This is a genomic window from Pseudomonas sp. NPDC089401, from assembly GCF_044749485.1.
GTDB lineage: Bacteria > Pseudomonadota > Gammaproteobacteria > Pseudomonadales > Pseudomonadaceae > Aquipseudomonas.
In genome coordinates this window covers 57819-81254 of the sequence record NZ_JBIVIA010000003.1, presented here as the reverse complement: position 1 = coordinate 81254, position 23436 = coordinate 57819, and the positions used below count along the sequence as shown (strand labels likewise).

The following is a 23436-nucleotide window of genomic DNA, read 5'->3' as shown; positions in this document are numbered from 1 at the left end:
TGGAAGCTTATCGGCGTCAGATGTTCAACTTGTTTCAGAGGTTTTCATGGTTTTTTGGGGTGAGCCGACGAAGGGCCGCTTGGCGGCTTGTTCGACACGGCTTCATGCAGGGTCTCCTTGATTGAGGGCGGTGCGGGATTCCAGATCCATGTCGGCGGGCCACTGGACTTTGGGGGCGAGGCGGTCAAATGGGTTGCGATGAAAAGCATTTTCCCAAGGGCCGGGATTTGGAAATTCATTCCAGTCTCTAGGGGGGTGAACGAAATCGGGAAGTGCCTCAGGACCTCTTTCCATGTAAGCCCTGGCTACTGCCCAGTAATGTTTACCCTGTTCTATGTCGTCACAAAGAAAGAGGCGATCTATAATTGCGTTGGTCTCGGGGCTTTTGACTGACAACATTATTCTTTCTTTTAGCCCTCCGTAGCCTAGAGGTACATAGGTGCGGTAAGCCTCAGCTGTAAGGTCGTCCCAGTTGTAGCTGACGGGTTTGATCCCCCAATTTTTTCGTCCGAATGGATGGGTTTGTTCAGATCTATATTGATAGAAATAAACTTTTCGACGAAATCTATTGAAACGTACTGGCTCGCAGCGCGGCATTTCAAGATCTAGGCGGATTGCCGGTATTCCCACGTAGATGGCACCAAGTATGAGGGCCAGAAGTGCGAAGATTCTGATGTCGAGGGCAAAAAACCATGTTGGATCGTCGAAGGCTAAAAATGGAACTCCGGTGATTGTGATACAAAGCATGGCGGACCCCAAAAGTAGTAAAAGTCCACGAGGTCTAAGAGGCGTTCTGGGTATTTCTAGGTAGAAATCATCAACGTGATTAGGTGGTGGGTAAATTTTTGCTGTGACTGGAGCAAGGTTGCAGCCCGTATTTGGCGATGGTAGATCATATTGCCAGCCAAATTCGCGCTCGATTTTGCTCATTGGTTGTTCTCCTTGCTTTCGCACGTTGCGTATGCTTCTGGTATGTTGCGATCAGGCCAGTAAGTTATGATTAGCGAGGCTGATGTGATGTTGTGTCGTACCGTGTCGGGTGTTAGCTCTAATTCGCCGTTGAATGTTTTGGTGGCATGTTTTTCGTTGAAGTGGTTCGATTCTTGGTTAGATTCGCTCAGTGTTAGAGTGTCTATTAGGTAGTCGATATTGTTTGGGGATTTTTTATGGGATGTAGGTGTCGAGTTTGTGATGTTTTTTGCTAAATTTGGCGTGAAGTGCTCTTTGGATACTACGATTTCGCCAGCATCCAGAGCCGAATTGACTCCCTCTGTGTTTCTATGGATCAAAAGTTTCCATTGATAGCTGGATGTTGACTCTGCGAATCGAGGGAGCACCACCTGAAATTTAAGGATTCGATGCACCTTGAGGTCGACGGGGATACCTATTTTAGAACTCACTGGTTGGTTGGTGAATAGGGAGTCAAACTTTAGATTTCCGGACACGCCTAGTGTTGCCGCGTTCAGTTCAGCGATTGCGATATCCGCATGGTTAGGTGAGTTCCAATGAATGCGGGGAGTTTCGTTTGCTATTCCGAAGTAGCAGCGGCGAGCCCATTGTTCTAATGCAGTCGATTCCTGCTGAGCCGCTGCTTTCATGAAGCCGTATGCGAAAAAAGTGAAAACAATCGAAAAGCCTAAAGCCCCGGTTATTAATGAGGTGGATACGGCTAGAACAGCAAGAAAGGTGCCAAAAGATGCGGATACAAGCGCAGCACGGTACAATTTTTTTGCAGTTGTATCTCCGGCATCGTCAGTACGTCTCGACGCGATATACGCTTGAATAGCTTCGAAAATTCCCGATGCAGCGTTCAGGGTGGCTCCATACTTAGAAACGGCACGACCCATGGAATGTTCCAGCTTTGTGATTGCCTTTCGCGGCATCAAAAAGCCGATTAATTCCACGCTGCTACCGACAATGCCAAGACCTGAGCCATACAGAGTCATCATGGCCTCCCTTGACGTAGGGCCAATACTCTCTTCTGCTTTCTTCAGATTCTTGCCAAGGCTGTCTCCCAGAAGATACATACCGCCCAATGAAAGCAACAGCTCCCAGCCTTTTCCCGTGCCTCGTAGCCCGGTGAAGCTGTCACGCACCAACTGTGAAGCTTGCCCCGCACTGATCTTCATGCCGTTCAGTGCCTTTCGCGCATCCAGTTCCAGCGTTCCCGCCGCCACTTTGATCTCCACCAATGCCATCTGCGCAGCGTCATTCAGCTGATTGACATTGAGCTTCACCTCCCTGGCCAAGCGCTCATGCACCTCGTAAGCCGTACCCTCGACCCAGACACTGACCGGAATTACCTGGTGCGCTACTTTTGGATCGAGTACCGCAAGGCTGAGAAGGCCGGTCTGGATGATCGGCTGGACCTTGGCTATCGGCTTGAAAATCCCGGCCTTCACATCTTCCAGGTCCGGCATCATTTCTGCCCGTGCCTTGGCCAGTTTTTCGCTGGCGCGGTTCTGCAGTTTACGCAGGTGCGCGCTCTGCAAGGCGTAGTACTCGCCCAGCTTCATCTGTACCTGCAGCTCGATCAGGTGCACACCGTTGTAAACCCTTTGGCTGGCACTGTTCAGGTGGCGCACGACGTGCTGGATGCCGGGGTCAAGCTGCGCCTGCAGGCGCAGGCTGGCGGCATTCACCGCGCCCTGCAGCTCGCTGACGGCCTGCTTGAGCGAATCGCGCATCCGCAGGCCGAAGTCTTCACTGCTGATGAACTTGCTCAGGGCGGAGTAGAGCTTGTCGCTGTCGTTCCAGTGGGTCGGTTCGGTCGACGAGAAGCTGGGCAGCAGCGCGGCGAGCAGGGCTTGGTCGCGCAGCAGCAGGGCGCGGTAGGGAGGACTGTTTGGGTCCTGCAGCCATTTAAGCCACAGCGCTTCGCTGGTGCCGGGGGTTGGCTGCCCACCTGCTTGTACTGCCTCGGTGATACCGCCCGCGCAACAGGTCGCCATGGTCTTGCTGTAGGCGATACCCGATTCGCGGTTGCGGCCGTCGTAATCGTGCCGTTCGATCAGCGCAAACACCGCGCTTTCGCAGAACTTCGCGTAGGCGCCGGCATACCGGTCGATATAGGCCTGGAAGCGGGCTTCTTCCTGAGCGTATTCAGCCTGGAAAGCTGCACGTCGAGGCTCGTCGTAGCGTTCCTCAAGTTTCTTGTCGCTTTCTAGCTGGGCCATCTCGACCATGCGCTGGCGCTCTACCTCAGGATCGACAAACACCGGTGGCCCGTCGCCAGTCTGTGGTTCAAGCATCGTAGGTATCTTCTGCGCCGCCCACTCACGCTGGGTGGCGCGGATGATCTGCAGGATCTGCGAAGTCTGCAGCTGGTAGGCGCGCAGCGGGTCTTCGCGCCAGGCCTGGCGCTTGACCACCCAGTTCAGGCGCTGGTGGTTGAACTCCTGGACCAGGCCGACGGTGTCGTCGAGCACCACCGCGAGCACGCCGTTCTCCAGTTTGTGCCGGGCCATGGCGTTGACCAGGTAACCGCGCAGGGCGGTCCTGCGCAGGAAGCGGCTGTGGAAGCCGTGGGCGCTGTCGAACGGGCCATTGAGTTGCTGGGCGTATTCGAACACCTGGCGGTCGACCTGGAGATTGTCCGGAGTCATCGCCAGGCCCAGCAGTTCGGGGTTGCTGCGCGCCTGGATCAGGTCCAGTCCCTCGAAGCGCTGTGCAGGGTATTGGCCACTTCGGTAGGCCTGCAGCACGCTGAGCGGCCAGGGATCGCTGGAGAACGCCAGCCAGGCCGAGCCGTAGGTATCGGTGTCGATGTTGAGAAAGGACGAGGGGATGTCGTGGTCCTCGTGCATGCAGCGCTCAGGCAGCGAGGGCGGCGGGCCCGGGTTGGGTTCGTAGGGATTGAACTGGCGCAGGTGGCCTTGGGCGGTGACTTCGTAGGCGTGCCAGATGCGTTGGTCGAGCAGCACATAGAGGTAGCCGCTGCGCAGTGTGCGCAGGCCGATGCGGGTTTGCGTGGCGGGGTCGCTGCCGGGGCGGGTGTCGGGTACCACGGCCTGGCGCAGGGGGAGGATGGGCAGGCCCTGGCGTTGGCAGGCCTTGCAGGGGGTGAGGAGGAAATCGGTTTCGGCCATCAGGTTGGCGATATTCTGACTGAAGCTCATGGGTAGGCCTCGGATCGGGGGAGGGGCAATCAGGCGCTGCCAGCTCGAGTCGCATTAGCGCACCAGCTGGAAATTCCGCCGGCGCTAGCGAACAGATGCACAAAGCGGCACGTGAACACTAGCGAGGAACCCATTCACAGAGGAGTTACCAACTTCCCAAAGCGTTGTAGGAATTTTCATCCGTGAGTTTTATAAGAACCGCTTCGGCACGTCCCGAAATAACAATGCCTCCCACTCCCCCGATTCGGGGGATTTTCCCGGTACAACCACCCCCAATCACTCCGCATAAATTTAATAAGTCACTGAAAAATAGACTCATTATTTAATGGCACAACCCTTGCTCCACCCCCACGCAGAGTCCCCGTGTCCCGGAGGTGCAGCATGCCCACCCCATACAAAGCCCCCGTCCTGACCTCACTCATCCTCGCCCTGTTCGGCTGGGAGACCACCAACGAGAGCGAGGCGGCCGTTCAGTGCCAGCGCAATCTGGTGGCCAACGTGGTGGCGCTGGACCAGCCGCTGATGTTCAACCGCCTGGGCGCGCAGAACGCCAATGGCATGATCTTCGCCCTGCGCGACGACGTGGTCGACGAGCACCAGGTGCCGCTGAGCAAGGGCGGCGCCGCCGTGCCCGGCAAGGTCACCCTGCGCCCCGACAAGCGCCCGCGACCGATCGTGTTGCGGGTCGCCGCCGGTGACTGCCTGACGGTCAACCTGACCAACCTGCTCGACTACCGGGCCAACCCCAACAAGCACGGCATCGAACCCGAAGAGCCCGAAGGTGAGGAAGAGGCGGAAAACGAAGTCGAGAACGAAGGCGGTGAGCACTTCGTCGCCGACGAGCAGGTGGCCGACCGCATGGTCGGCTTCCAGGTAAACGGCCTGCAGGCGGTCAACAGCATCGGCGACATCGCCGCCAACACCGGGCGTAATGGCAACTTCCTGGTAGCGCCTGGCAATACCCGCAGCTACACGTTGTTTGCCGAACGCGAGGGGGCCTTTGCCGCGACCAGCCAGGGCGCCACCTTTGGCGGCCAGGGCGGCGCCGGCAACGTCGCCAACGGGCTGTTCGGCCAGGTGGTGGTGGTGCCCAAGGGCGGGCGCACCTACCGCAACACCCTGACCGAAGAAGAGATGCGCCTGGCCACCACTGGCCGCACCGCCACCGGCCAGCCGGTGATCAACTACGAGGCGCGCTACCCGCAGGCCGAACCCTGGGTCAGCGAAGGCAAGGCCGGCAAGCCGATCATCGCCATGATCGACGGCAACCAGATCCTCAACAGCGAAACCGATGCCATCGTCATGGGCCCCAACCCCGATGGCAGCTTCCCCAAGGCCACCTACCCGCTGGAAAGCGTCGGCAAACGCAACCCGGCATTGCCCAACCGCCTCGAGGCGTTCCGCGACTTCGCCTCGCAGTTCGCCGACGAAGTGGCCGCCACCCAGGCATTCCCCGGCTACTGGGCCGACCCGGTGATGGGCCATGTGCTGGAGCCGACCCGCGATTCGTTCATGATCAACTACGGTTCCGGCGGCATGGGCGCCGAAGTGGTGGCCAACCGCCTGGGGGTCGGGCCGATGCATGACTGCTTGTCGTGCGCCTATGAAGAGTTCTTCCTCAGCGCCCACACCGTGGGCGACATCGGCACCCTGGTCGACGTGCCGGCCAACGTCGGCCTCGAGCATATCCGCCCTGGCGAAGTGCCACCGGCCAGCGCCACCGGGGTCAAGGCCGGCATGGCCCTGTACCCGGCCGAGCCGGCCAACGTGCACCACAGCTACATCGGTGACTTCACCAAGTTCCGCAACACCCACAACGGCCACGAGCAGCACATCTTCCACCTGCACGGTCACCAGTGGCTGTTCAACCCCAACGACGACAACTCCGACTACATCGATGCCCAGGGCATCGGGCCGGGCATCGGCTACACCTATGAAATCGCCAACGGCGGCTCTGGCAACCGCAACCGGGTGGCCGGCGACGCTATCTACCACTGCCACTTCTACCCGCACTTCGCCCAGGGCATGTGGGCCATGTGGCGGGTGCATGACGTGTTCGAGGAAGGCACCCGCCTGGAAGTCAGCGGGCAAGGCAGCAATGGCTTCCACAGCACGCCGTTTGCCCTGCGCAGCGGCAAACCGGCGGCCGGTGCGCGGGCCTTGCCGGACGGCGAGATCGTCGCCGGCACGCCGATCCCGGCGATCGTGCCGCTGCCAGGCAAGGCCATGGCGCCGATGCCGGGCAAGGTGGTGGTGGTGCCGAAATTGTCCGCCGAGCAGATGGCGGCCAATGACGACGATAGCCATGACGCCGATGAAGACCACCCCCATGCGACCGCTGGCCCCAGGGCGGTCGGTTCCCTGGCCCTGGTCGACCGCAGCGAAACCAACCGCAATGCCGATGGCACGCTGAAGAACCCGGGCTATCCGTTCTGGATCGGCGGTATGGAAAGCAGTGTCGGCAACCGCCCGCCAACCCCGCCGCTGGACATGCTCGACCCGGCCCTGGCCCGGCAGCTCAAGGACAGTGGCAAGGCCCTGTGGGCCAACCTCGACCCCAACCAGGTCGACGGCTGGGACGGTGGCCTTGGCCGCCACGCGCTGGACGGCGTGTCCGCCGGTGGCGAAGCTGAAACCACCACCACCAAGCTGGACTTCTCCAAGGTGGTGCACAAGGCCAAGCCCATCTACATGCCGGAGGAGGGCACCGACGTCGAACAGGCGGCGATGCAGTTCCACGCCAAGGCCGAGCACCCCAGCTACGCGCTGATCCCCGGCAGCCAGCCGGTGGCCAAGGCGTTCCGCACCAACGGCGCGTTGCCGACCGCCGGTGCGCCCTTCTACGAGCCGTGCATGGATGACCGTGGCAAACGCCTGACCCAGTCTTCGGGCGTGGGTGAATTCTTCAGCGGCGAAAGCCTCACCGGCCTCAACTTCCGCGGCGCCTCGACCTTCACCGCCGACCGCCCGCGCATCTACAAAGGTGCCAACATCCAGTTCGACGCGGTGTACAACAAGGTCGGCTATCACTTCCCGCAGGCGCGCATCCTCGCGCTCTGGGAAGACGCCTGGCCGGTGATCACCAAACAGCGTCCGCCAGAGCCGCTGGTGATGCGCATGAACACCTTCGACTGCACCATGTATACCCACACCAACCTGATCCCGTCGGTCTACGAGATGGACGACTACCAGGTGCGCACCCCGACCGACGTGATCGGCCAGCACATCCACCTGCCCAAGTGGGACCTGACCGCCGCCGACGGCTCGGCCAACGGCTGGAACTACGAAGACGGCATTCTCTCGCCCGGCAGCGTGGTCGAGCGCGTGCATGCCATCCGTGCCTTCAACGGCTGCAGCGAAGGCGACAGCCGCGACGGCACCGCCGCCTGCCCGAAAGCCAAGCAGCACCCTTACTTCGGCCGCTTCGGCCGGGCCGACTGGCTGGGCGCGCGCACGGCCATGCAACGCTGGTTCGCCGACCCGCTGGTGAACGTGCATAACGTCGACCGGGGCCTGGGCACCATCTTCACCCACGACCACCTCGGCCCATCGACCCACCAGCAGCTGGGGCTGTATGCCACCGTGCTGGCCGAACCCGCCGGCTCCACCTGGTTCCACGCCGAAACGGGCGAGAAGCTGTACAACCCTGGCACCCGCCAGGACGGCGGCCCGACCTCGTGGCAGGCGGTGATCCAGACCGGCGACCACGACGGCGATGGCAAGAACGACAGCTACCGCGAGTTCTTCCTCGAGTACAGCGACTTCCAGCATGCCTATGAAGCCGGCGTGTACGTCGGCGCCGGCCCCGACGGCGTGCCTAACGGCCAAGCCTATCCGCCGACTGCCGACAGCTTCCGCTACGCCATCAACCCACCGGTGCGGCAGAAGGCCTCGAACCTGCTCGAATCGGTGGTCGAGTCGCGTGGCGGGCTCAGCCCAGGCTGCCCGAGCCGGCCGTGCCCGCAGGCGATCTCGGTGGATGACCCAGGCATGTTCGTCGTCAACTACCGCAACGAGCCGCTGGCCCTGCGCGTGTTCGACCCGAACAAGGTCGGCCCGGACGGCAAGCGCGGGATGCAGGCCGACGGCCTTGGCGGTGACCTCGGCTATGCCCTGCAGAGCCGCACCGACCGGGCGATCCCGGCGATGAACCTGGCGCCTTCGGCGATCACCTCGGCGGTCGGCCCCACCGGTGGCACCACGCTGTTCCCACCTAACATCAACAAGGCTGGCAGCGAACCGGGCGACCCGTTCACGCCGATGCTGCGTACCTACTCCGGCGACAACGTGCGCTTGCGCCTGCACGCCGGGGGCCATGAAGAGGAGCACAACGTCACCCTGCACGGCGTGAAGTGGCTGCAGAACGGCTCGGGCTTCGGCAACAGCTCCAACTCGGGGTGGAAGTCGTCGCAGATGATCGGTATCTCCGAGCAGATGGGCTTCATGGCACCGGTGTCGATGATCTCCAGTTCCGCCGCCACCAACGGCGACTACCTGTACTCCATGGATGCTGCCCTGGAAGGCTACTGGAACGGCATCTGGGGGGTGATGCGCAACTACACCGGGCAACGTGCCGACCTGTTCGCGCTGCCGAACAACCCGCAACCGGTGGCCATGCGCAACACGGTCAACTTCGACGGCATCTGCCCGAAAACCACGGCCAACCCAAATGGCATCGGCACCCGCGCCACGGTCAAGCGCAGCTACGAGATCGTCGCCGCGCTGGCCAACGACATCCTGGAAAACCGCAACGGTGTCAGCATCGGCGACCCGGCCGGGATCAACCAGCATGTCGGCGGCCCGCTCAAGGCCAATGGCGGCACCCTGGTGTTCAACAGCCGCAAGACCAGCATCCCGCAGGTGACGGTGGTCGACGAGGAGGACGGCACCACCTTCACCGTCGGCGGCCACAGCGCGCCGCTGCACGACCCGACCGCCGTGCTGTACGTGCGCAAGGCCGACCTTGACCCGATCTCCGGCAAGCTCAAGGCCGGGGTCCCGGTGGAGCCGCTGGTGTTGCGTGCCAACGCCGGTGACTGCCTCAGCATCACCCTGGAAAACCGCCTGCCGCAGGTGATGCCGGACTTGCCCAGCACGGCGGTGATGCAGAACGTGGTCAAGCGTGACCGCTTCGACAGCGAAGGTTCCACCGCCTTCAACAACAACCTGATGCGCCCGTCCAGCCATGTTGGCCTGCATGCGCAACTGCTGGCCTACGACATCACCAAGTCGGACGGCGTCAACGTCGGCGCCAACCCGGTGCAGACCGTGCCGCCGCGGGTGGGCAACAGCGGCGCGTACCCGAGCCGGGTGTACCAGTACTACGCCGGGCACCTGGAGCGCGAGGGCAAGCCGATCCTGCAACTGGGCCGCACGGTGGACAACATCAACACCACCGCCATCGAGTTCGGCGGCCTCAACCTGACGCCTGCGGATGTCATCAAGCAGCCGCAGAAGGGCCTGGTCGGCGGCATGAGCATCCTGCCGCAGACCGCGACCTGGACCGAGGACAGCGCCATGCGGGCCCAGGCCACGGTCAAGGTCAGCGGCCAGCCCGACTACCGCGACCTGGTGACGGTGTGGCAGCGTTCGCTGAACATGCGCTGGGCCGATGGCAGGCCGGTCGAAGGCATCGCCACCGAGGGCAACGGCGTGCCGGGCGATCCCAAGGACAACGGCAACATGGCCATGAACTACAAGACCGAGCCGCTGTGGCTGCGCTTCGGCCTGGCCCCGGATGCGCCGTTCGGCCATGCCGATGGCTTTGGCTTCGCCGACGTGCCCAACGCGCACATGGCCTACAGCAATGCCCTGGTGGGCGGCGACCCGCAAACCCCGGTGCTGTATGCCAAGCCGGGGCAACCGGTGCGCAGCCACGTGCTGATGCCCAGCGGTGGCAGCCGCGGCATCACCTACCAGCTCGATGGGCACCTGTGGCCGCTGCACAATTACCAGGCCGAGAAGAGCGATGTCGACGGCTACCCCATGGGCTTGCCGGGTATCGGCTCGGTGCGCTTCGGCTACAACCCGATGGCCATGTACATCGGCGCCCAGGAGAGCGTGCTGCCGGCGGCGCACTTCAGCTTCATGCTGCCGAGCGCGGGTGGGGCCAATGCGGTGCCGGGGGATTACCTGTTCCGCGACTATGCGGCGTACGGGAATCTGTCGGGGTTGTGGGGCATCCTGCGGGTAACCAATGACCCACCGCCGGCAACGGCACCCGCGCAATAGTCGTTGTACCAGCAAGGAACAAGGGGCGCATTGCGCCCCTTGTGCTATTTCAGCGGTCGGCGGTTCCCAGGCAACCCGTTTTCTGGCCCCGGGTTTGGGGAATGGCGCCAGGTCATCCTCCCCATGTTTCTCTGGTTGTTTTTCTAACTAGCTGATTCATGGGGATAATTTTTATGGCATACCACTTGCAATATCTCTGCAGAATCCTGAGACCTGTGGAGGTGCTACATGGTCGTTGCAACCGCATTCCCGCCCCGCCCGCGCAAGAGGGCACGACCATGACGCTCAAATTGCGCCCGGCCTACGCCGGCCTGTTGCTGAGCATGGCCCTGATCGGCCTCGGGGTCGCCTATGAAAAACTCTGGTGCGACCCCCGCGAGTTGCTGCAGGAGCCCGCCGACCCGCAGGCCCTGCACCGCCTCAGCCGCGATGGGGTGACCGTGGAATTCGAGGCACGGCCGCTGGCCGGCGCCGAGCTGCGTGAAGGCGCCTTCGCCAACATCCGTTTCAAGGTCAGCGACCAGGCCAGCGGCCAACCGCTGTCGGGCATGGCCCCGGGGGCCTGGATCGACCCGGCGCAGGCGGCGCCGCTCGAAGGCGGCAACCGCGACCAGAGCTGCAAGGCGCGGGTGGCGCTGTTCCTCAAGAGCAGCATCGGCGCGCGGCCCTTGCTCGACCTGAACAGTTACTTCCTGCTGATGCTGAACAAGGATGCCAGCCTGACCGTGATCGACCCGACCGTCTCGGTCGGTGGCATCACCAGCACCCTGGCGCGCATCGACCTGCCGGGCCGGCCCATGGACTGGGCGGCCACGGTCGACGACAAGCAGGTGTTCGTATCGATGCCCGAGCGCGGCCAGGTGGCCGTGATCGACACTGAAACCTTCACCCGCGTGGCCAACCTGGACGCTGGCGACCTGCCGGTGCGGGTGGCCCTGCAACCGGACCAGCTGCGCCTGTGGGTGGGCAACAACAGCAGCGACCCGGCCAAGGGCGGGGTGACGGTGATCGACGTGCCCAGCCGCAGCATGCTCAAGAGCTTCGCCACCGGCTCCGGGCACCACGAAATCGCCTTCAGCGCCGATTCGCGCTATGCCTTCGTCAGCAACCGCGACGGCGGCACCCTGAGCATCATCGACATCCCCGAATTGCGCCTGGTGAAGACCCTGGAGGTCGGCCCGCACCCCCTGTCGGTAGCCTACTCGGCGCTGTCCCAGGCGGTGTACGTGGCCGATGGCGAGGCTGGCACGGTGCACGTGATCGACGCCCGCAGCCACCAGCTGCGCCATGTGGTCAAGGCCGAGCAGGGCCTGGGGCCGATGCGCTTCAGCAGCGATGGCCGCTACGGCATCGTGCTCAACACCGTCGACAACCAGGCCCTGGTGATCGACGCCAGCACCGACACCTTGATCCACCGTATCCCGGTGGCGGCCGAACCCTACCAACTGACCTTCACCAAGGGCTATGCCTACGTCCGCGGCCTGGCCTCGAGCAAGGTCAGCATGATCAACCTGGGCAGCCTGGGGGAAGGGCGCACGCCGATCGTCCAGGGCTTCGAGGCCGGCCCCGCCGCGCCGCGCCAGGCCGGTGAGCTGCCGCTGGCCCAGGGGCTGGCGGTGTCGCGTGACGACAACTCGGTGTTCGTGGTCAACCCGGTGGACAACACCACCTACTTCTATGCCGAAGGCATGAACGCACCGATGTCCGGCTACAACAACCGCGGCCACCAGGCCCGTGCGACCCTGGTCATCGACCGCAGCCTGCGCGAGCTGGCGCCCGGCGTCTACGGCTCGACGGTGAAGATGCCCGCCGCCGGCACCTTCGACGTGGCCTTCCTGCTCAACCAGCCGCAGATCATCCACTGCTTCAGCACCAACGTGGCCGCCGCGCCCGATGCCACCCGGCGCCGTGGCGCCCATGCCGAGTTCATCGGCCTCGACCAGCCGCAGGCCCAGGACAGCGCCTTCACCGCCAAGGTGCGCATCGTCGGTGACGATGGCCGGCCGCGGCTGGGCCTGAACGACCTGACCCTGCGCTACTTCCTGGCGCCGTCGTCGCTGCCGCGCAACCTGCCGCTCACCGAGGTGGGCGAGGGCGTGTACCAGGCGGCCCTGGCGTTGCCCGAACCCGGCGCCTGGTACCTGCATGTGCAGTCGCCTTCGTTGGGGCGCAAGTTCGCCGAAGAAAACTACACCAGCCTGCGCGTGCTGCCGGCCGTCACGGCGAGCGCTGCCCAGACCGACCTGAGGAACGTGCGATGAATGCCAAGCCTGCCTGCCACCTGCTTGCCCTCAGCCTGGCCCTGGCCAGTCAGCTCGCCCTGGCCCACGCCGGCCACGACCATGACGCCAAGGCCGAGCCGCCAGCGGCGGCCCACCAGGAAAAGGCCAGCGTGCGCTTTGCCGATGTCGCGCTGCTCGACCAGGACGGCATGCCGGTGCGCCTGGAAAAGGACCTGGTGGGCGAGCACCTGGTGGTCATGGGTTTCATCTACACCAGTTGCACCACGGTGTGCCCGGTGGTGTCGTCGATCATGGGCAAGGTCCAGCAGCAGCTGGGCGGCCGGGTGGGCGAGGAGGTACGGCTGGTGTCGATCAGCGTCGACCCGCAGCGTGACGATGCCAAGCGCCTGCAACGCTATGCCAGGGCCTTCCAGCATGGTCCGGGCTGGAGCTGGCTGACCGGCTCGCCCTACGCGATCACCGAGACCCTCAAGGGGCTGGGCAGCTTCAGCGCCGACCTCAGCCAGCACCCGCCGCTGATTCTCGTGGGCGACGGGCGCAGCGGCCACTGGACGCGCTACTACGGTTTCACCGACCCCGCCGTGCTGGTCGAGGAAGTCAACCGCCTGAGCGCCCGCCGCGTGCACGCCAAGAGCACCGCCATCGCCGAACACCATGAGGAGCAGCCATGAGCAGCATGACCCGACATACCACGATGCGCAGCACCGACTGGCTGGCCCTGGTGGTCTGCCTGTGGATCCTCAGCGCGGTGGCCTTCGCCCATGAAGGCCACGCCCCCGAGGGGCCCACCCCGCAACCGGCGCCGCCGACCATGACCAGTGGCGGTGGCACCCGCGATGCCCAGACCTGGTTCACCGACACCGTGCTCAAGGACCAGAACGGCCGTGAACTGCGCTTCTACAGCGATGTGCTCAAGGGCAAGGTGGTGATGCTCAATGTGATCTTCACCCACTGCACCGACGCCTGCCCGTTGATCACCCGCAAGTTGCGAGACGTGCGCGAGGCCATGGGGCCGGAGCTGGCGAGCCAGGTGACCTTCGTGTCGATCAGCAGCGACCCGCTCAATGACACCCCGGCCGCGCTCAAGGCCTATGCCGAGAAACAAGGGGTGGACAGCGCCAACTGGCTGTTCCTCACGGGCGACAAGGCCAGCGTCGACCTGGTGCTGGGCCGCATCGGCCAGTTCCTGCCCAGCCCCGAACAGCATTCGACCCAGCTGATCGCCGGTGACGTGGCCGGCAAGCGCTGGAGCAAGATCCGCCCGGATGCGCCGCCCGCTGCCATCGCCCAGCGCCTGCAGCTGCTGGCGCAACCTCTGGCCGGGCGTTGAGCCATGGACATTGCCGGCTGCTTCGCGGGTGACCCCGGCCCCTGTGGGAGCGGCTTCAGCCGCGAAGAGGCCGGCAAGAACATTGCAAAAGTCCTGACCTTGCTGATAAGCCTCAGCCTTTGCAACACAACCCACGCGTTGGATCTGAGCGCAAACGAGCAAGCTGGCAAACGCCTTTACCGCGAAGGCCTCTCCAGCAGCGACGCCCAGCTTACCGCGCGGGTCGGCGCCAGCGGCATGAGCGTCCCCGCCAGCGTGCTGCCCTGCGCCAGTTGCCACGGCAACGACGGCCGCGGCCGCGCCGAAGGCGGCGTGCGCCCGCCGAGCCTGGACTGGCAGCGCCTGGCCCTGGGGCCGGGCGAGCGCCAGGCCAACAGCCGCCGCTACCCGGCCTACAGCGACAGCAGCCTGGCCCGCGTCATCCGCCACGGGGTCGATCCGGCCGGCAACCGCCTGGACCCGGCCATGCCACGCTTCGACCTGACCCTGGCCGACCAGCGCAACCTCACCGCCTACCTCAAGCGCCTGGGCGATGAACGCGACCCCGGCGTGGAGGAGGGCGTGCTGCGCCTGGGCACCCTGCTGCCCGCCAGCGGGCCGCTGGCCGAGGCCGGCCAGGTGGTGCGCGCGGTGCTGGAGGACGGCATCGCCCAGCTCAACCAGCAGGGCGGTATCCACGGCCGGCGCCTGCAACTGATGGTGGCTGACCCCGGCCCCGATCCGGCCAGTGCCGAGCGTGCGCTGCAGCGTTTGCTCGAGCAGGACCAGGTGTTCTCCTTGATCGCACCGTTGGTTCCCCAGCTTGACCAGCAGTTGCCGGCACTGCTCGAACAGCACGCTGTGCCGCTGGTCGGCAACACTCCGCGCAGCGGTGGCAGCCCACAGATTTTCGACCCCTTGCCCGGTATCGCCAGCCAGATGCAGAGCCTGGCCGAGCACGCCCGAACGGCCCTGGGCCTGTTGCCTGATGACCTGCGCGTGGTATACGCCGGCAGCGAACAGGCGCCGTTGGCCGAGCAGGTGCGCGAGCAGCTCATGGGCCAAGGCTGGCGATTGCCGGCGGCCGAAGCGTTCAACGGCCAGGCCGTGGCGGCGCCGGGCATCGTCTTCCTCGGCCATGCCGAGGATTTCGCCGAGATGGCCGCCGTGCTCCAGGCCGAAGGCCGGGCGCCCTATCTGTTGGCGGCCTCCAGCCAGGTGGCCGGCGCCGTGGCCAACCTGCCGGCGGCGTGGTCGCAACGGCTGTTGCTGGCCTACCCGTTCGTTCCGGGCGACTGGACCGAACAGGGCAGGGCGGCCCTGGCCGGCCTGCAGCAGCGCCAGGGCCTGGATCGACGCCAGGCCTCGTTGCAGGTCAACACCCTGTGTGCCTTGCGGCTGCTGATGGACGCCTTGAAACAGATCGGCCGCGATGCCAGCCGCGAAAAGCTGGTCGCCGCCCTGGAAGGCCTGCACGACGTCGACACCGGCCTGACTCCGGCCCTGGGCTTCGGCCCCGGCCGCCGCCAGGGCATGGCCGGCGCCCATGTGGTCGCGGTCACGCTGCCCGGGCCACGCTTCACCGCCGTGGGCCCGTACCGGCCAGTGGCGGACAGCCCATGAAGGAGGTCACCATGCGTACCCTGTTGCTGTGCCTGTTGCTGCTGCTGTCCCGGGCCGGCTGGGCCGAGCTGCCGGCGGCTCGGGTCAATGGCGTGGAGATCGGGGTGATGCGCCTCGAGCGCTACCTCACCGAGTACCTCGAGGCCCAGGGGCGGGCGCTGTCGAGTATCCGCAATCCGGGCCTGTACAAGCGCCTGCGCGAGCAGGCCCTGGACGCGTTGATCGACAAGGAGCTGCTCTGGCAGGAAGCCCAGCGCCGGGGTATCGGCATCAGTGATGAACAGCTGTCCGCCCGGCTTGGCGAGATCGAGGCCGCGTTCGGCAGCGCGGTGGTGTTCGACAGGCACCTGGCAGATGCAGGTTTCGACCGGGCGGGGTACGCTCACTACCTGCGCCATGACCTGGCCGCGCAGCAGGTATACGCCGAGCTCACGTCGGTAGACCCACCCAGCGCGGCGCAGGTGGAAGCGTTCTACCAGGCCAATCGGCACACTTTGCAAGGAACGCAGAACCAAAGTGATAACCCTTCGGTCATACCGGAACAGGGCCTGGCTTTGGCCAGGGCCGCGCTCATCGGCCAATTGCAGGCCCAGGCGCGCCAGTCCGTGCGCCAACGTTTGCGCCAATCCGCTACAGTGGAATTTGCCGACTGACGGTGCCGATGGCGTTTCCCCAACACTGGGGAATAGCGGCTTGGCAATGTGCCATCACGTTCCCCGGATGTGGGGAACCGGGTATGCGGCTGCGCCGAAGGCTCTGGGGAAGCCCAGTCAGCTCAATGACTTACAGTGGTGCGAAATGAACATTCACGCCTGGCACGAAGCCTGCTCAAGCCTTATCGAGGCCGCACTTCGCAGACCGGGTAACCGGGCAGTTCTTGGGAGTCGACCTTGGTGAACAGAGTATTGGTAGTCGATGACGAGCAGACCCTTGCGCAGAACCTGCAGGCGTATCTGCAGGCACAAGGCCTGGACGTTCACGTTGCCCACGACGGTGCTGCGGGTATCGCGCAGGCTCAGAGCCTGGCACCGGAAGTGATTGTGCTGGATTACCGCTTGCCCGACATGGAGGGTTTTCAGGTCCTGGAGACCGTGCGCAGGAACAGGCAATGCCACTTCGTGCTGATCACCGCCCACCCGACCGCCGAGGTCCGTGAGCGGGCCGCCGATCTGGGCGTGACCCATGTCCTGTTCAAGCCGTTCCCGTTGGCGGAACTGGCCCGCGCGATCTTCGACCTGATGGGCATCGAGCGCCGGCGCAGGGCCACTGATCAGCCAGCCGAAGGGTTTGTCGAACGACGCCAGAACAGCAATCAATCGTTCCCCTTGCAGTTGTACGATGGAAGCTGGGTGTTGGCCGACCGCCGCCGCAATGGCGCCAAGCCCCCTGGACCTGACGACGACCAACTGCTCACCGGGGAATAGCGGCGCCCGCTGCCCTGGTTCGACCAGCCTGCGACGCGCCCCTGAGCGGAGTCGCAGGCCATGTCCGAAGTGTTCGATGTAGGAGCGTATCTATCCGCGATGGGGTCTTCCCAAGACCCCCGCCCGGTCGCCTACCCCCGCGAGCTCCTGGCCCAGGCCCGCCTGCAAGCCGGTGACGAACGTCTGCTCGACTGCCTGCAACGGCTGGCTTGCGATCTCCCCGACACCTTCACCCGCCGCCTGGCCGCCACCCTGCATTACCCGGCGCTGGACACCCAGGCCCTGCTGGCCGGCACGCCACGCTTCGACAAGGTCAGCCTGGCCCAGTGCCTGAAGCGTGAATTCGCCCTCATCGAACACGACGGCGCGTTGCTCGGCGTGTTCGCCGACCCCTTCGACCCGGCCCGCCTGGCCTGGGTCGATGACGTCCTGCAAGGTGCCCCGCTGTACCTGGTGCATGCCGCAGACCTGGCCACTTTCCTGGCCCGTCACGAAGAAAGCTTCCACGCCGTCGACGCCCTCGACCACGATGCCGAGGCCGGCCACGAGCACGACCCGCTGCAACGCCTGTCGCTGACCAGCATCAGCGAAGACCAGAGCAAGGTGGTGAAGCTGGTCAACTCGACCCTCTACGATGCCCTCAAGCAGCACGCCAGCGATATCCACCTGAGCATGACCGGCCAGGGGCTGACCCTCAAATACCGCATCGACGGCGTGCTCAACGGCGCCGGCAAGGCCAGCGGCAGCGCGTTTGCCGACCAGGTGATCTCGCGCATCAAGGTCATGGCCGAGCTGGACATCGGCGAAAAACGGGTGCCCCAGGACGGCCGCTTCAAGGTCGCCATCGGCGACCGGCAGATCGACTTCCGGGTGTCGATCATGCCGAGCATCTTCGGCGAAGACGCCGTGCTGCGGGTGCTCGACAAGCAGGACCTGTCCGACCGTGTCAGCGGTGTGCAGCTGCAGGCCCTGGGCTTTGCCGATGAAACCCTGCAGGCCCTGCGCCGGCTGGCCGCCGAGCCCTACGGCATGATCCTGGTGACCGGCCCCACCGGCAGCGGCAAGACCACCACCCTGTACGCCATGCTCAGCGAGATCAACCATGGCGTGGACAAGATCATCACCATCGAGGACCCGGTCGAGTACCAGCTGCCCGGCGTGCTGCAGATCCCGGTCAACGAGAAGAAGGGCCTGACCTTCGCCCGCGGCCTGCGCTCGATCCTGCGCCACGACCCGGACAAGATCCTGGTCGGCGAGATCCGCGACCCGGACACCGCGCAGATCGCCGTGCAGTCGGCGCTGACCGGCCACCTGGTGTTCACCACCATCCACGCCAACAACGTGTTCGACGTGATCGGCCGCTTCAGCCAGATGCAGGTCGACCCCTACAGCTTCGTCTCGGCGCTCAACGCCGTGCTGGCCCAGCGCCTGATCCGCCTGGCCTGCCCGCACTGCTGCACGCCGTGCGAGACCGATGACGCAACGCTGGCCGCCTCGGGCCTGACCCGCGCGGCGGTGGCCGGCTGGACCTTCGTGCGCGCCCACGGCTGCGGGCAGTGCCGCGGCAGCGGCTACCGCGGCCGCAGCGCGATCGCCGAACTGCTGCACCTGGACGACGACCTGCGGCAGATGATCGTCGAACGCCGCCCCCTGTCGCAGATCAAGCAGCTGGCCTGCCAGCGCGGCCTGCGCCTGCTGCGGGCCTCGGCCCTGGACCTGGTCCGTGATGGCCGTACCACTCTCGAGGAGATCAACCGTGTCACATTTATCGCCTGAACGTTTCTGCGCCGTACTCGGCGCCGAGGGTGTCGGCCTGGGTCGCTGGCACGCCAATCAACATCAGTGGCTGGGTAGCCGCGGGTTCTCCAGCGACGCTGCGCAACCGGCCTGGGAAGCTGCCTTGCAGGCACTCGGCGCGCTGCTTGCCGAACATGCGGTCAAAGGCGCCCAGCTGCGTGTGCTGCTGTCGGCCCGCTACAGCCGCTTCTGCCTGGTGCCGTGGAGCGATGCCATCGGCCACCCCCGCGAGCTGGAGGCCTACGCCCGGGCCTGTTTCGAGAACCTCTACGGCCAGTCGCTGGACGACTGGCGCATCGTCCTCTCGCCGGAGCCGGCCGGTGCCGCGCGCATCGCCACGGCACTGCCCGAGGCGCTGCTGCAAGGCCTGCAGGGCCTGGGCCGGGAAAGCCGCCTGAGCCTGCGCTCGGTGCAGCCGTACCTGATGGCCGCCTACAACCGCTGCTCGGCGCAGCTGGGGCAGGGCGACTTCCTCTTCGTGCTGGCCGAGCCGCGCCGCAGCGTGCTGCTGCTGGCCGCCGGCGGCGCCTGGCAACAGGTGCTGGCCCAGGGCTGCGCAGACAGCGACCAGGCCTTGCAGGCGCTGATCGAGCGCACCTGCGAGCTGTACGGCGAACACCTGCCGCGGGTCTACCTGCATGCCCCGGGCCGTGCTGACGTGCCGCAACTGACGGCGGTGCAGCTGTGCCAGCCGGCCGGCGACAGCGACCCGCTGTGCGCCATGTGGCGGGCGGTGGCCTGACATGCGCCGCCTCGACCTGGAATTCCAGCCCCGTCGCAGCCGCCCGCTGGCCTGGTCGCTGCTGGCCCTGGCCGGCGTCGCCGTCGCCGCGCTGGTGCTGCTGCAGCAGCAACTGCAGGACCAGCAGCTGGGCCTGGAGGCCCGCGTGCATAGCCTGGAGCTGCAACTGGGCCGCCGTCCGGCCCCCGCCGCGCCGCAGAACAGCGCTGTCAGCCGCGAGCAGGCCGAGCGCCTGGCGCAGATGCGCAGCGTCTCGCAGCAGCTGCAACGGCCGTGGCAGGCGCTGTTCGCCATGCTCGAAGCGCAGCCCCAGGAAGACGTCGCGTTGCTGTCCCTGACCCCGGATGCGCGCAAGGGCCAGGTCCGCATCAGCGCCGAGGCGCGCAACCTCGAAGCGATGCTGCAGTACCACCAGCGCCTGGAGCGCAGTGCCGAGCTCAGCGATGTGTCGCTGGTCAACCACGAAGTGGTGGCCGGGCAGCCTGAGCACCCGGTGCGCTTCAACCTTACCGCCACCTGGGAGACCGGCCATGCGCGTCCCTGATGCCGTGAACAGCCTCATCGTTCAGGAACACCTGCGCCGGGTCGGCCCGGTGGGCCTGGGCGCCATCGCCATCAGCGCCCTGGCCGTCGGCATCGCCCTGGCCGGCGTGCTGCCCCAGTGGCAGGCGGTGCGCGAACTGCGTGCCAGCGAGGCCGAGGCCAGCGTGCAGGTCGAGAAGGTCAAGCGCGGCGAGCTGAAGATCGCCGTCAAGCCCGAGCAGCAGGCGCTGGACAGCCTGCGCCAGCAACTACCTGGGCAACCGCAGGCCAGTGACCTGATCGAGCGCCTGTACCAGTTGGCCAGCGCCGAGAACATCAGCCTGGCCCGCGGTGAGTATGCCCTGGGCGTCGACCCCAAGACCCAGCTGGCGCGCTACCAGATCATCCTGCCGGTGCGCGGCAGCTACCCGCAGATCCGCGGCTTCCTGCGCGGGCTGATCGGGCAGCTGCCGACCCTGGTGCTGGAGGACCTGGAACTGCAGCGCAAACGCATCGGTGACACCGAGCTCAATGGGCGGGTACGCCTGACCCTCTACCTGTCGAGGTCGTGATGAACATTCAACGTGCCGTGATGTGGGCCGGGTTCCTTGGGGTCAGTGCCGTGTTGGCATGGGCTCCGGGGCACTGGTTCAACGAGGAAGAGGGTGTCGCCCCCTTCGCGGGTAAACCCGCTCCCACAGGCCCTGTGGGCGCCGCCGACCCTGTGGGAGCGGGTTCACCCGCGAAAGGGCCGGAACAGGCCTCCCGCGATCTGTTCCCCGCCCAGCAATGGACTGCCCCTGCCACCCTGGCCACGGTCACCGAACAACCCGTGGTCGCCGCCCCCGTGGCGCCGGCCGCACCCACCGCCCCGGCGCTGCCGTTCGAATTCATCGGCCGCCTCGGCGACCGTGACGACCTGCAGGTGTTCCTGCAGAGCGGCGAAAAGCTCTACGTCGTGCGCCAGGGCGACGTGATCGACGACACCTACCGCCTCGACAGAGTCTCGGCCAACGAGCTGGACCTGGTTTACCTGCCCTTGCATCAATCACAGACCTTGTCTGTAGGGAGCGCACCATGAACTCTTCGAAGATGTGCAAACCAGCCCCGTTCCTGCTGCTGGCGCTGTGCGTGGCCATCGCCGGCTGCGGCTCCAGCGCGGTGCGCAAGGACAGCGACCAGCTGATCAAGGAGGGCCAGTACGAGGCCGGCATCGCTCGCCTGGAAGAGGCCCTGCGCGATGACCCGCGCGACACCGAGCTGAACATCGCCCTGGCCCATGGCCGGCAGGCCGCGGTGGAGGCACTGATCGCCCAGGCCGACGCCGACCGCAGCCGCCACGATTTTGCCGGTGCGCGCATGGGCTACGGCCGGGTGCTGACCCTCGAGCCGAACAACCGCCGCGCCCAGGAAGGCATCCGCCAGATCGAGCTGGTGCGCACCCTCGACGAGCGCGTGGCCCTGGGCCAGGCATCGCTGCGCCAGGGCGACCTGTTCGGCGCCGAGCGCTACATGCGCGAAGTACTGCGCCTGGACCCGCAGAACCAGAAGGGCATTGCCCTGCGCACCGACATCGAGAACGTCCAGGCACGCACCGCGCAACCCTTCCCGCAACTGCGCAGCAAGCTGGAACGGCCGGTGACCCTGGAGTTCCGTGACGCCGCGCTGAAAAACATCTTCGAGGTGCTGTCGCAGGTGGCCGGGGTCAACTTCATCTTCGATCGCGACCTGCGCCCGGACATGAAGGCCACCATCTTCGTCCGCGACGTGCGCATCGAGGACGCCATCGCCCTGCTGCTGGAACAGAACCAGCTGCGCCAGAAGGTCGTCAACGACAACACCCTGATGATCTACCCCGACTCGCCGCAGAAGACCAAGGACTACCAGGAACTGGTCATGCGCACCTTCTACCTGACCAGCATCGACGCCAACACCGCGCTGAACATGGTCAAGACCATGCTCAAGACCCGCGACGTGTTCGTCGACGAGCGCCTCAACACCCTGACCATGCGCGACACCCCCGACGCCATCCGCATGGCCGAAAAACTGCTGCAGTCCCAGGACCAGTCCAACCCTGAAGTGGTGCTGGAAGTGGAGGTGATGGAGGTGGCCACCTCGCGCATCCTCGACCTCGGCCTGCAATGGCCCAATACCTTCGGCGTGCTGAGCAGCGACGGCAGCTCGGTCAGCGTGCTCGACCAGCTGCGCGGCATCAACTCCAGCCGCATCAGCATCTCGCCGGCCCCCCAGGCCAAGATCAACGCCCAGGACAAGGACATCAACACCCTGGCCAGCCCGGTGATCCGCGTCAGCAACCGTGAACAGGCGCGCATCCACATCGGCCAGCGGGTGCCGATCATCAGCGCCACCTCGGTGCCCTCGACCCAGGGCCCGGTGATCACCGAGAGCGTCACCTACCTGGATGTCGGCTTGAAGCTCGAAGTGCAGCCCACCGTGCACCTGAACAACGAAGTGGCGATCAAGATCGCCCTGGAAGTCAGCAACGCGACCCCGCTTGAAGCCACTCGCCAGGGCACCATCCCGGTCCAGGTCGACACCCGCAACGCCCAGACCAGCCTGCGCCTGCACGATGGCGAAACCCAGGTGCTGGCCGGCCTGGTGCGCAACGACCACAACGCCAGCGGCAACAAGATCCCCGGCTTTGGCGACATCCCTGGCCTGGGCCGGCTGTTCGGCAGCAACAAGGACGACATGAGCAAGAGCGAGCTGGTGCTGGCGATCACCCCGCGCATCGTGCGCAACCTGCCGTACCAGAGCCCGTCGGACATGGAGTTCGGCACCGGCACCGAGTCGAGCATGCAGGTGCGCCAGGCGATGCCACTGCCACCGCGCGATGTGCCCGGCAACGTGCCGAGCGACGACCGCGACAACGCGCCGGTGGTCGAGAGCCAGATGGCCAGCGTCCCGGCCACCGTGAGCCCACGGCCATGAAACGCCACCAGCAGGGTTTCAGCCTCATCGAGGTGGTGCTGACCCTGGCCCTGCTCGGGATGCTCGCGACCATGGCCGCACCGCTCACCGAAACCGTGGTGCGCCGTGGCAAGGAGCAGCAGCTGCGCGAGGCGCTGTACCAGATCCGCGACGCCATCGATGCCTACAAGCGCGCCTTCGACGCCGGCTACATCGAAAAGCGCCTGGACGCCAGCGGCTACCCGCCGAACCTGCAGGTGCTGGTCGACGGCGTGCGCGATGTGCGCAGCGCCAAGGGCGCCAAGTTCTACTTCCTGCGGCGCATCCCCCACGACCCGCTGGTGGCGGCCAAGGGTGAAGACGAGGGTGGCTGGGGCCTGCGTTCCTACGACAGCAGCCCGGACAACCCGCGCGAAGGCGAGGACGTGTTCGACGTGTATTCGAAGGCCCGGGGCAAAGGCCTCGACAACATCCCCTACGGGCAATGGTGACGGCC

At 65.3% G+C, this 23436-nt stretch carries 16 protein-coding genes; 14 read left to right on the top strand and 2 right to left on the bottom strand.

Annotated features, from left to right (window positions below; translation table 11 throughout):
• Window positions 1-102: 102 nt before the first annotated feature.
• Window positions 103-930 (bottom strand): DUF6708 domain-containing protein, encoded by an 828-nt coding sequence (locus tag ACIP21_RS07845; protein ID WP_400686054.1) that lies wholly within the window; start codon window positions 928-930, stop codon window positions 103-105.
• On the bottom strand, window positions 927-4118 hold the full coding sequence (locus ACIP21_RS07840; RefSeq protein ID WP_400686051.1) for a T6SS effector BTH_I2691 family protein: 3192 nt from the start codon (window positions 4116-4118) through the stop codon (window positions 927-929). Before ACIP21_RS07840 ends, ACIP21_RS07845 begins: the two co-directional genes overlap by 4 nt.
• A gap of 381 nt (window positions 4119-4499) precedes the next feature.
• On the opposite strand from ACIP21_RS07840, the gene mnxG reads away from it, so the two are divergent.
• The 14 genes from mnxG (at window position 4500) to ACIP21_RS07770 (ending at window position 23431) form a co-directional block, all read left to right on the top strand.
• Window positions 4500-10349 carry a manganese-oxidizing multicopper oxidase MnxG gene (gene mnxG, locus ACIP21_RS07835; RefSeq protein WP_400686048.1) on the top strand — a complete coding sequence of 1950 codons (5850 nt, stop codon included), beginning with the start codon at window positions 4500-4502 and terminating at the stop codon, window positions 10347-10349.
• 278 nt (window positions 10350-10627) lie between these two features.
• Window positions 10628-12610 (top strand): cytochrome D1 domain-containing protein, encoded by a 1983-nt coding sequence (locus ACIP21_RS07830; RefSeq protein ID WP_400686045.1) that lies wholly within the window; start codon window positions 10628-10630, stop codon window positions 12608-12610.
• On the top strand, window positions 12607-13263 hold the full coding sequence (locus ACIP21_RS07825; protein WP_400686042.1) for an SCO family protein: 657 nt from the start codon (window positions 12607-12609) through the stop codon (window positions 13261-13263). Before ACIP21_RS07830 ends, ACIP21_RS07825 begins: the two co-directional genes overlap by 4 nt.
• Before the next feature lie 23 nt (window positions 13264-13286).
• Window positions 13287-13922 carry an SCO family protein gene (locus ACIP21_RS07820; RefSeq protein WP_400687097.1) on the top strand — a complete coding sequence of 212 codons (636 nt, stop codon included), beginning with the start codon at window positions 13287-13289 and terminating at the stop codon, window positions 13920-13922.
• 81 nt (window positions 13923-14003) lie between these two features.
• Window positions 14004-15524 (top strand): ABC transporter substrate-binding protein, encoded by a 1521-nt coding sequence (locus tag ACIP21_RS07815; RefSeq protein WP_400687095.1) that lies wholly within the window; start codon window positions 14004-14006, stop codon window positions 15522-15524.
• An 11-nt stretch (window positions 15525-15535) separates the two neighbouring features.
• Window positions 15536-16177 carry a SurA N-terminal domain-containing protein gene (locus ACIP21_RS07810; RefSeq protein WP_400686039.1) on the top strand — a complete coding sequence of 214 codons (642 nt, stop codon included), beginning with the start codon at window positions 15536-15538 and terminating at the stop codon, window positions 16175-16177.
• Between the two features lie 237 nt (window positions 16178-16414).
• Window positions 16415-16948: a response regulator gene (locus ACIP21_RS07805; RefSeq protein WP_400686036.1), complete on the top strand. Its 534-nt coding sequence runs from the start codon at window positions 16415-16417 to the stop codon at window positions 16946-16948.
• Between the two features lie 99 nt (window positions 16949-17047).
• On the top strand, window positions 17048-18724 hold the full coding sequence (locus ACIP21_RS07800; RefSeq protein ID WP_400686034.1) for a GspE/PulE family protein: 1677 nt from the start codon (window positions 17048-17050) through the stop codon (window positions 18722-18724).
• Window positions 18705-19487: a hypothetical protein gene (locus tag ACIP21_RS07795; protein WP_400686031.1), complete on the top strand. Its 783-nt coding sequence runs from the start codon at window positions 18705-18707 to the stop codon at window positions 19485-19487. The genes ACIP21_RS07800 and ACIP21_RS07795 overlap by 20 nt, the downstream gene beginning before the upstream one ends.
• 1 nt (window position 19488) lies before the next feature.
• Window positions 19489-20031: a PilN domain-containing protein gene (locus ACIP21_RS07790; RefSeq protein ID WP_400686029.1), complete on the top strand. Its 543-nt coding sequence runs from the start codon at window positions 19489-19491 to the stop codon at window positions 20029-20031.
• A complete protein-coding gene (pilO, locus tag ACIP21_RS07785) occupies window positions 20018-20581 on the top strand; it encodes a type 4a pilus biogenesis protein PilO (RefSeq protein ID WP_400686026.1) in 564 nt (187 codons plus the stop codon). Before ACIP21_RS07790 ends, pilO begins: the two co-directional genes overlap by 14 nt.
• Window positions 20581-21090 (top strand): hypothetical protein, encoded by a 510-nt coding sequence (locus ACIP21_RS07780; RefSeq protein ID WP_400686024.1) that lies wholly within the window; start codon window positions 20581-20583, stop codon window positions 21088-21090. Before pilO ends, ACIP21_RS07780 begins: the two co-directional genes overlap by 1 nt.
• A complete protein-coding gene (locus ACIP21_RS07775) occupies window positions 21087-22961 on the top strand; it encodes a secretin N-terminal domain-containing protein (RefSeq protein ID WP_400686021.1) in 1875 nt (624 codons plus the stop codon). Before ACIP21_RS07780 ends, ACIP21_RS07775 begins: the two co-directional genes overlap by 4 nt.
• On the top strand, window positions 22958-23431 hold the full coding sequence (locus tag ACIP21_RS07770) for a type II secretion system protein (RefSeq protein WP_400686018.1): 474 nt from the start codon (window positions 22958-22960) through the stop codon (window positions 23429-23431). The genes ACIP21_RS07775 and ACIP21_RS07770 overlap by 4 nt, the downstream gene beginning before the upstream one ends.
• Window positions 23432-23436: the final 5 nt, after the last annotated feature.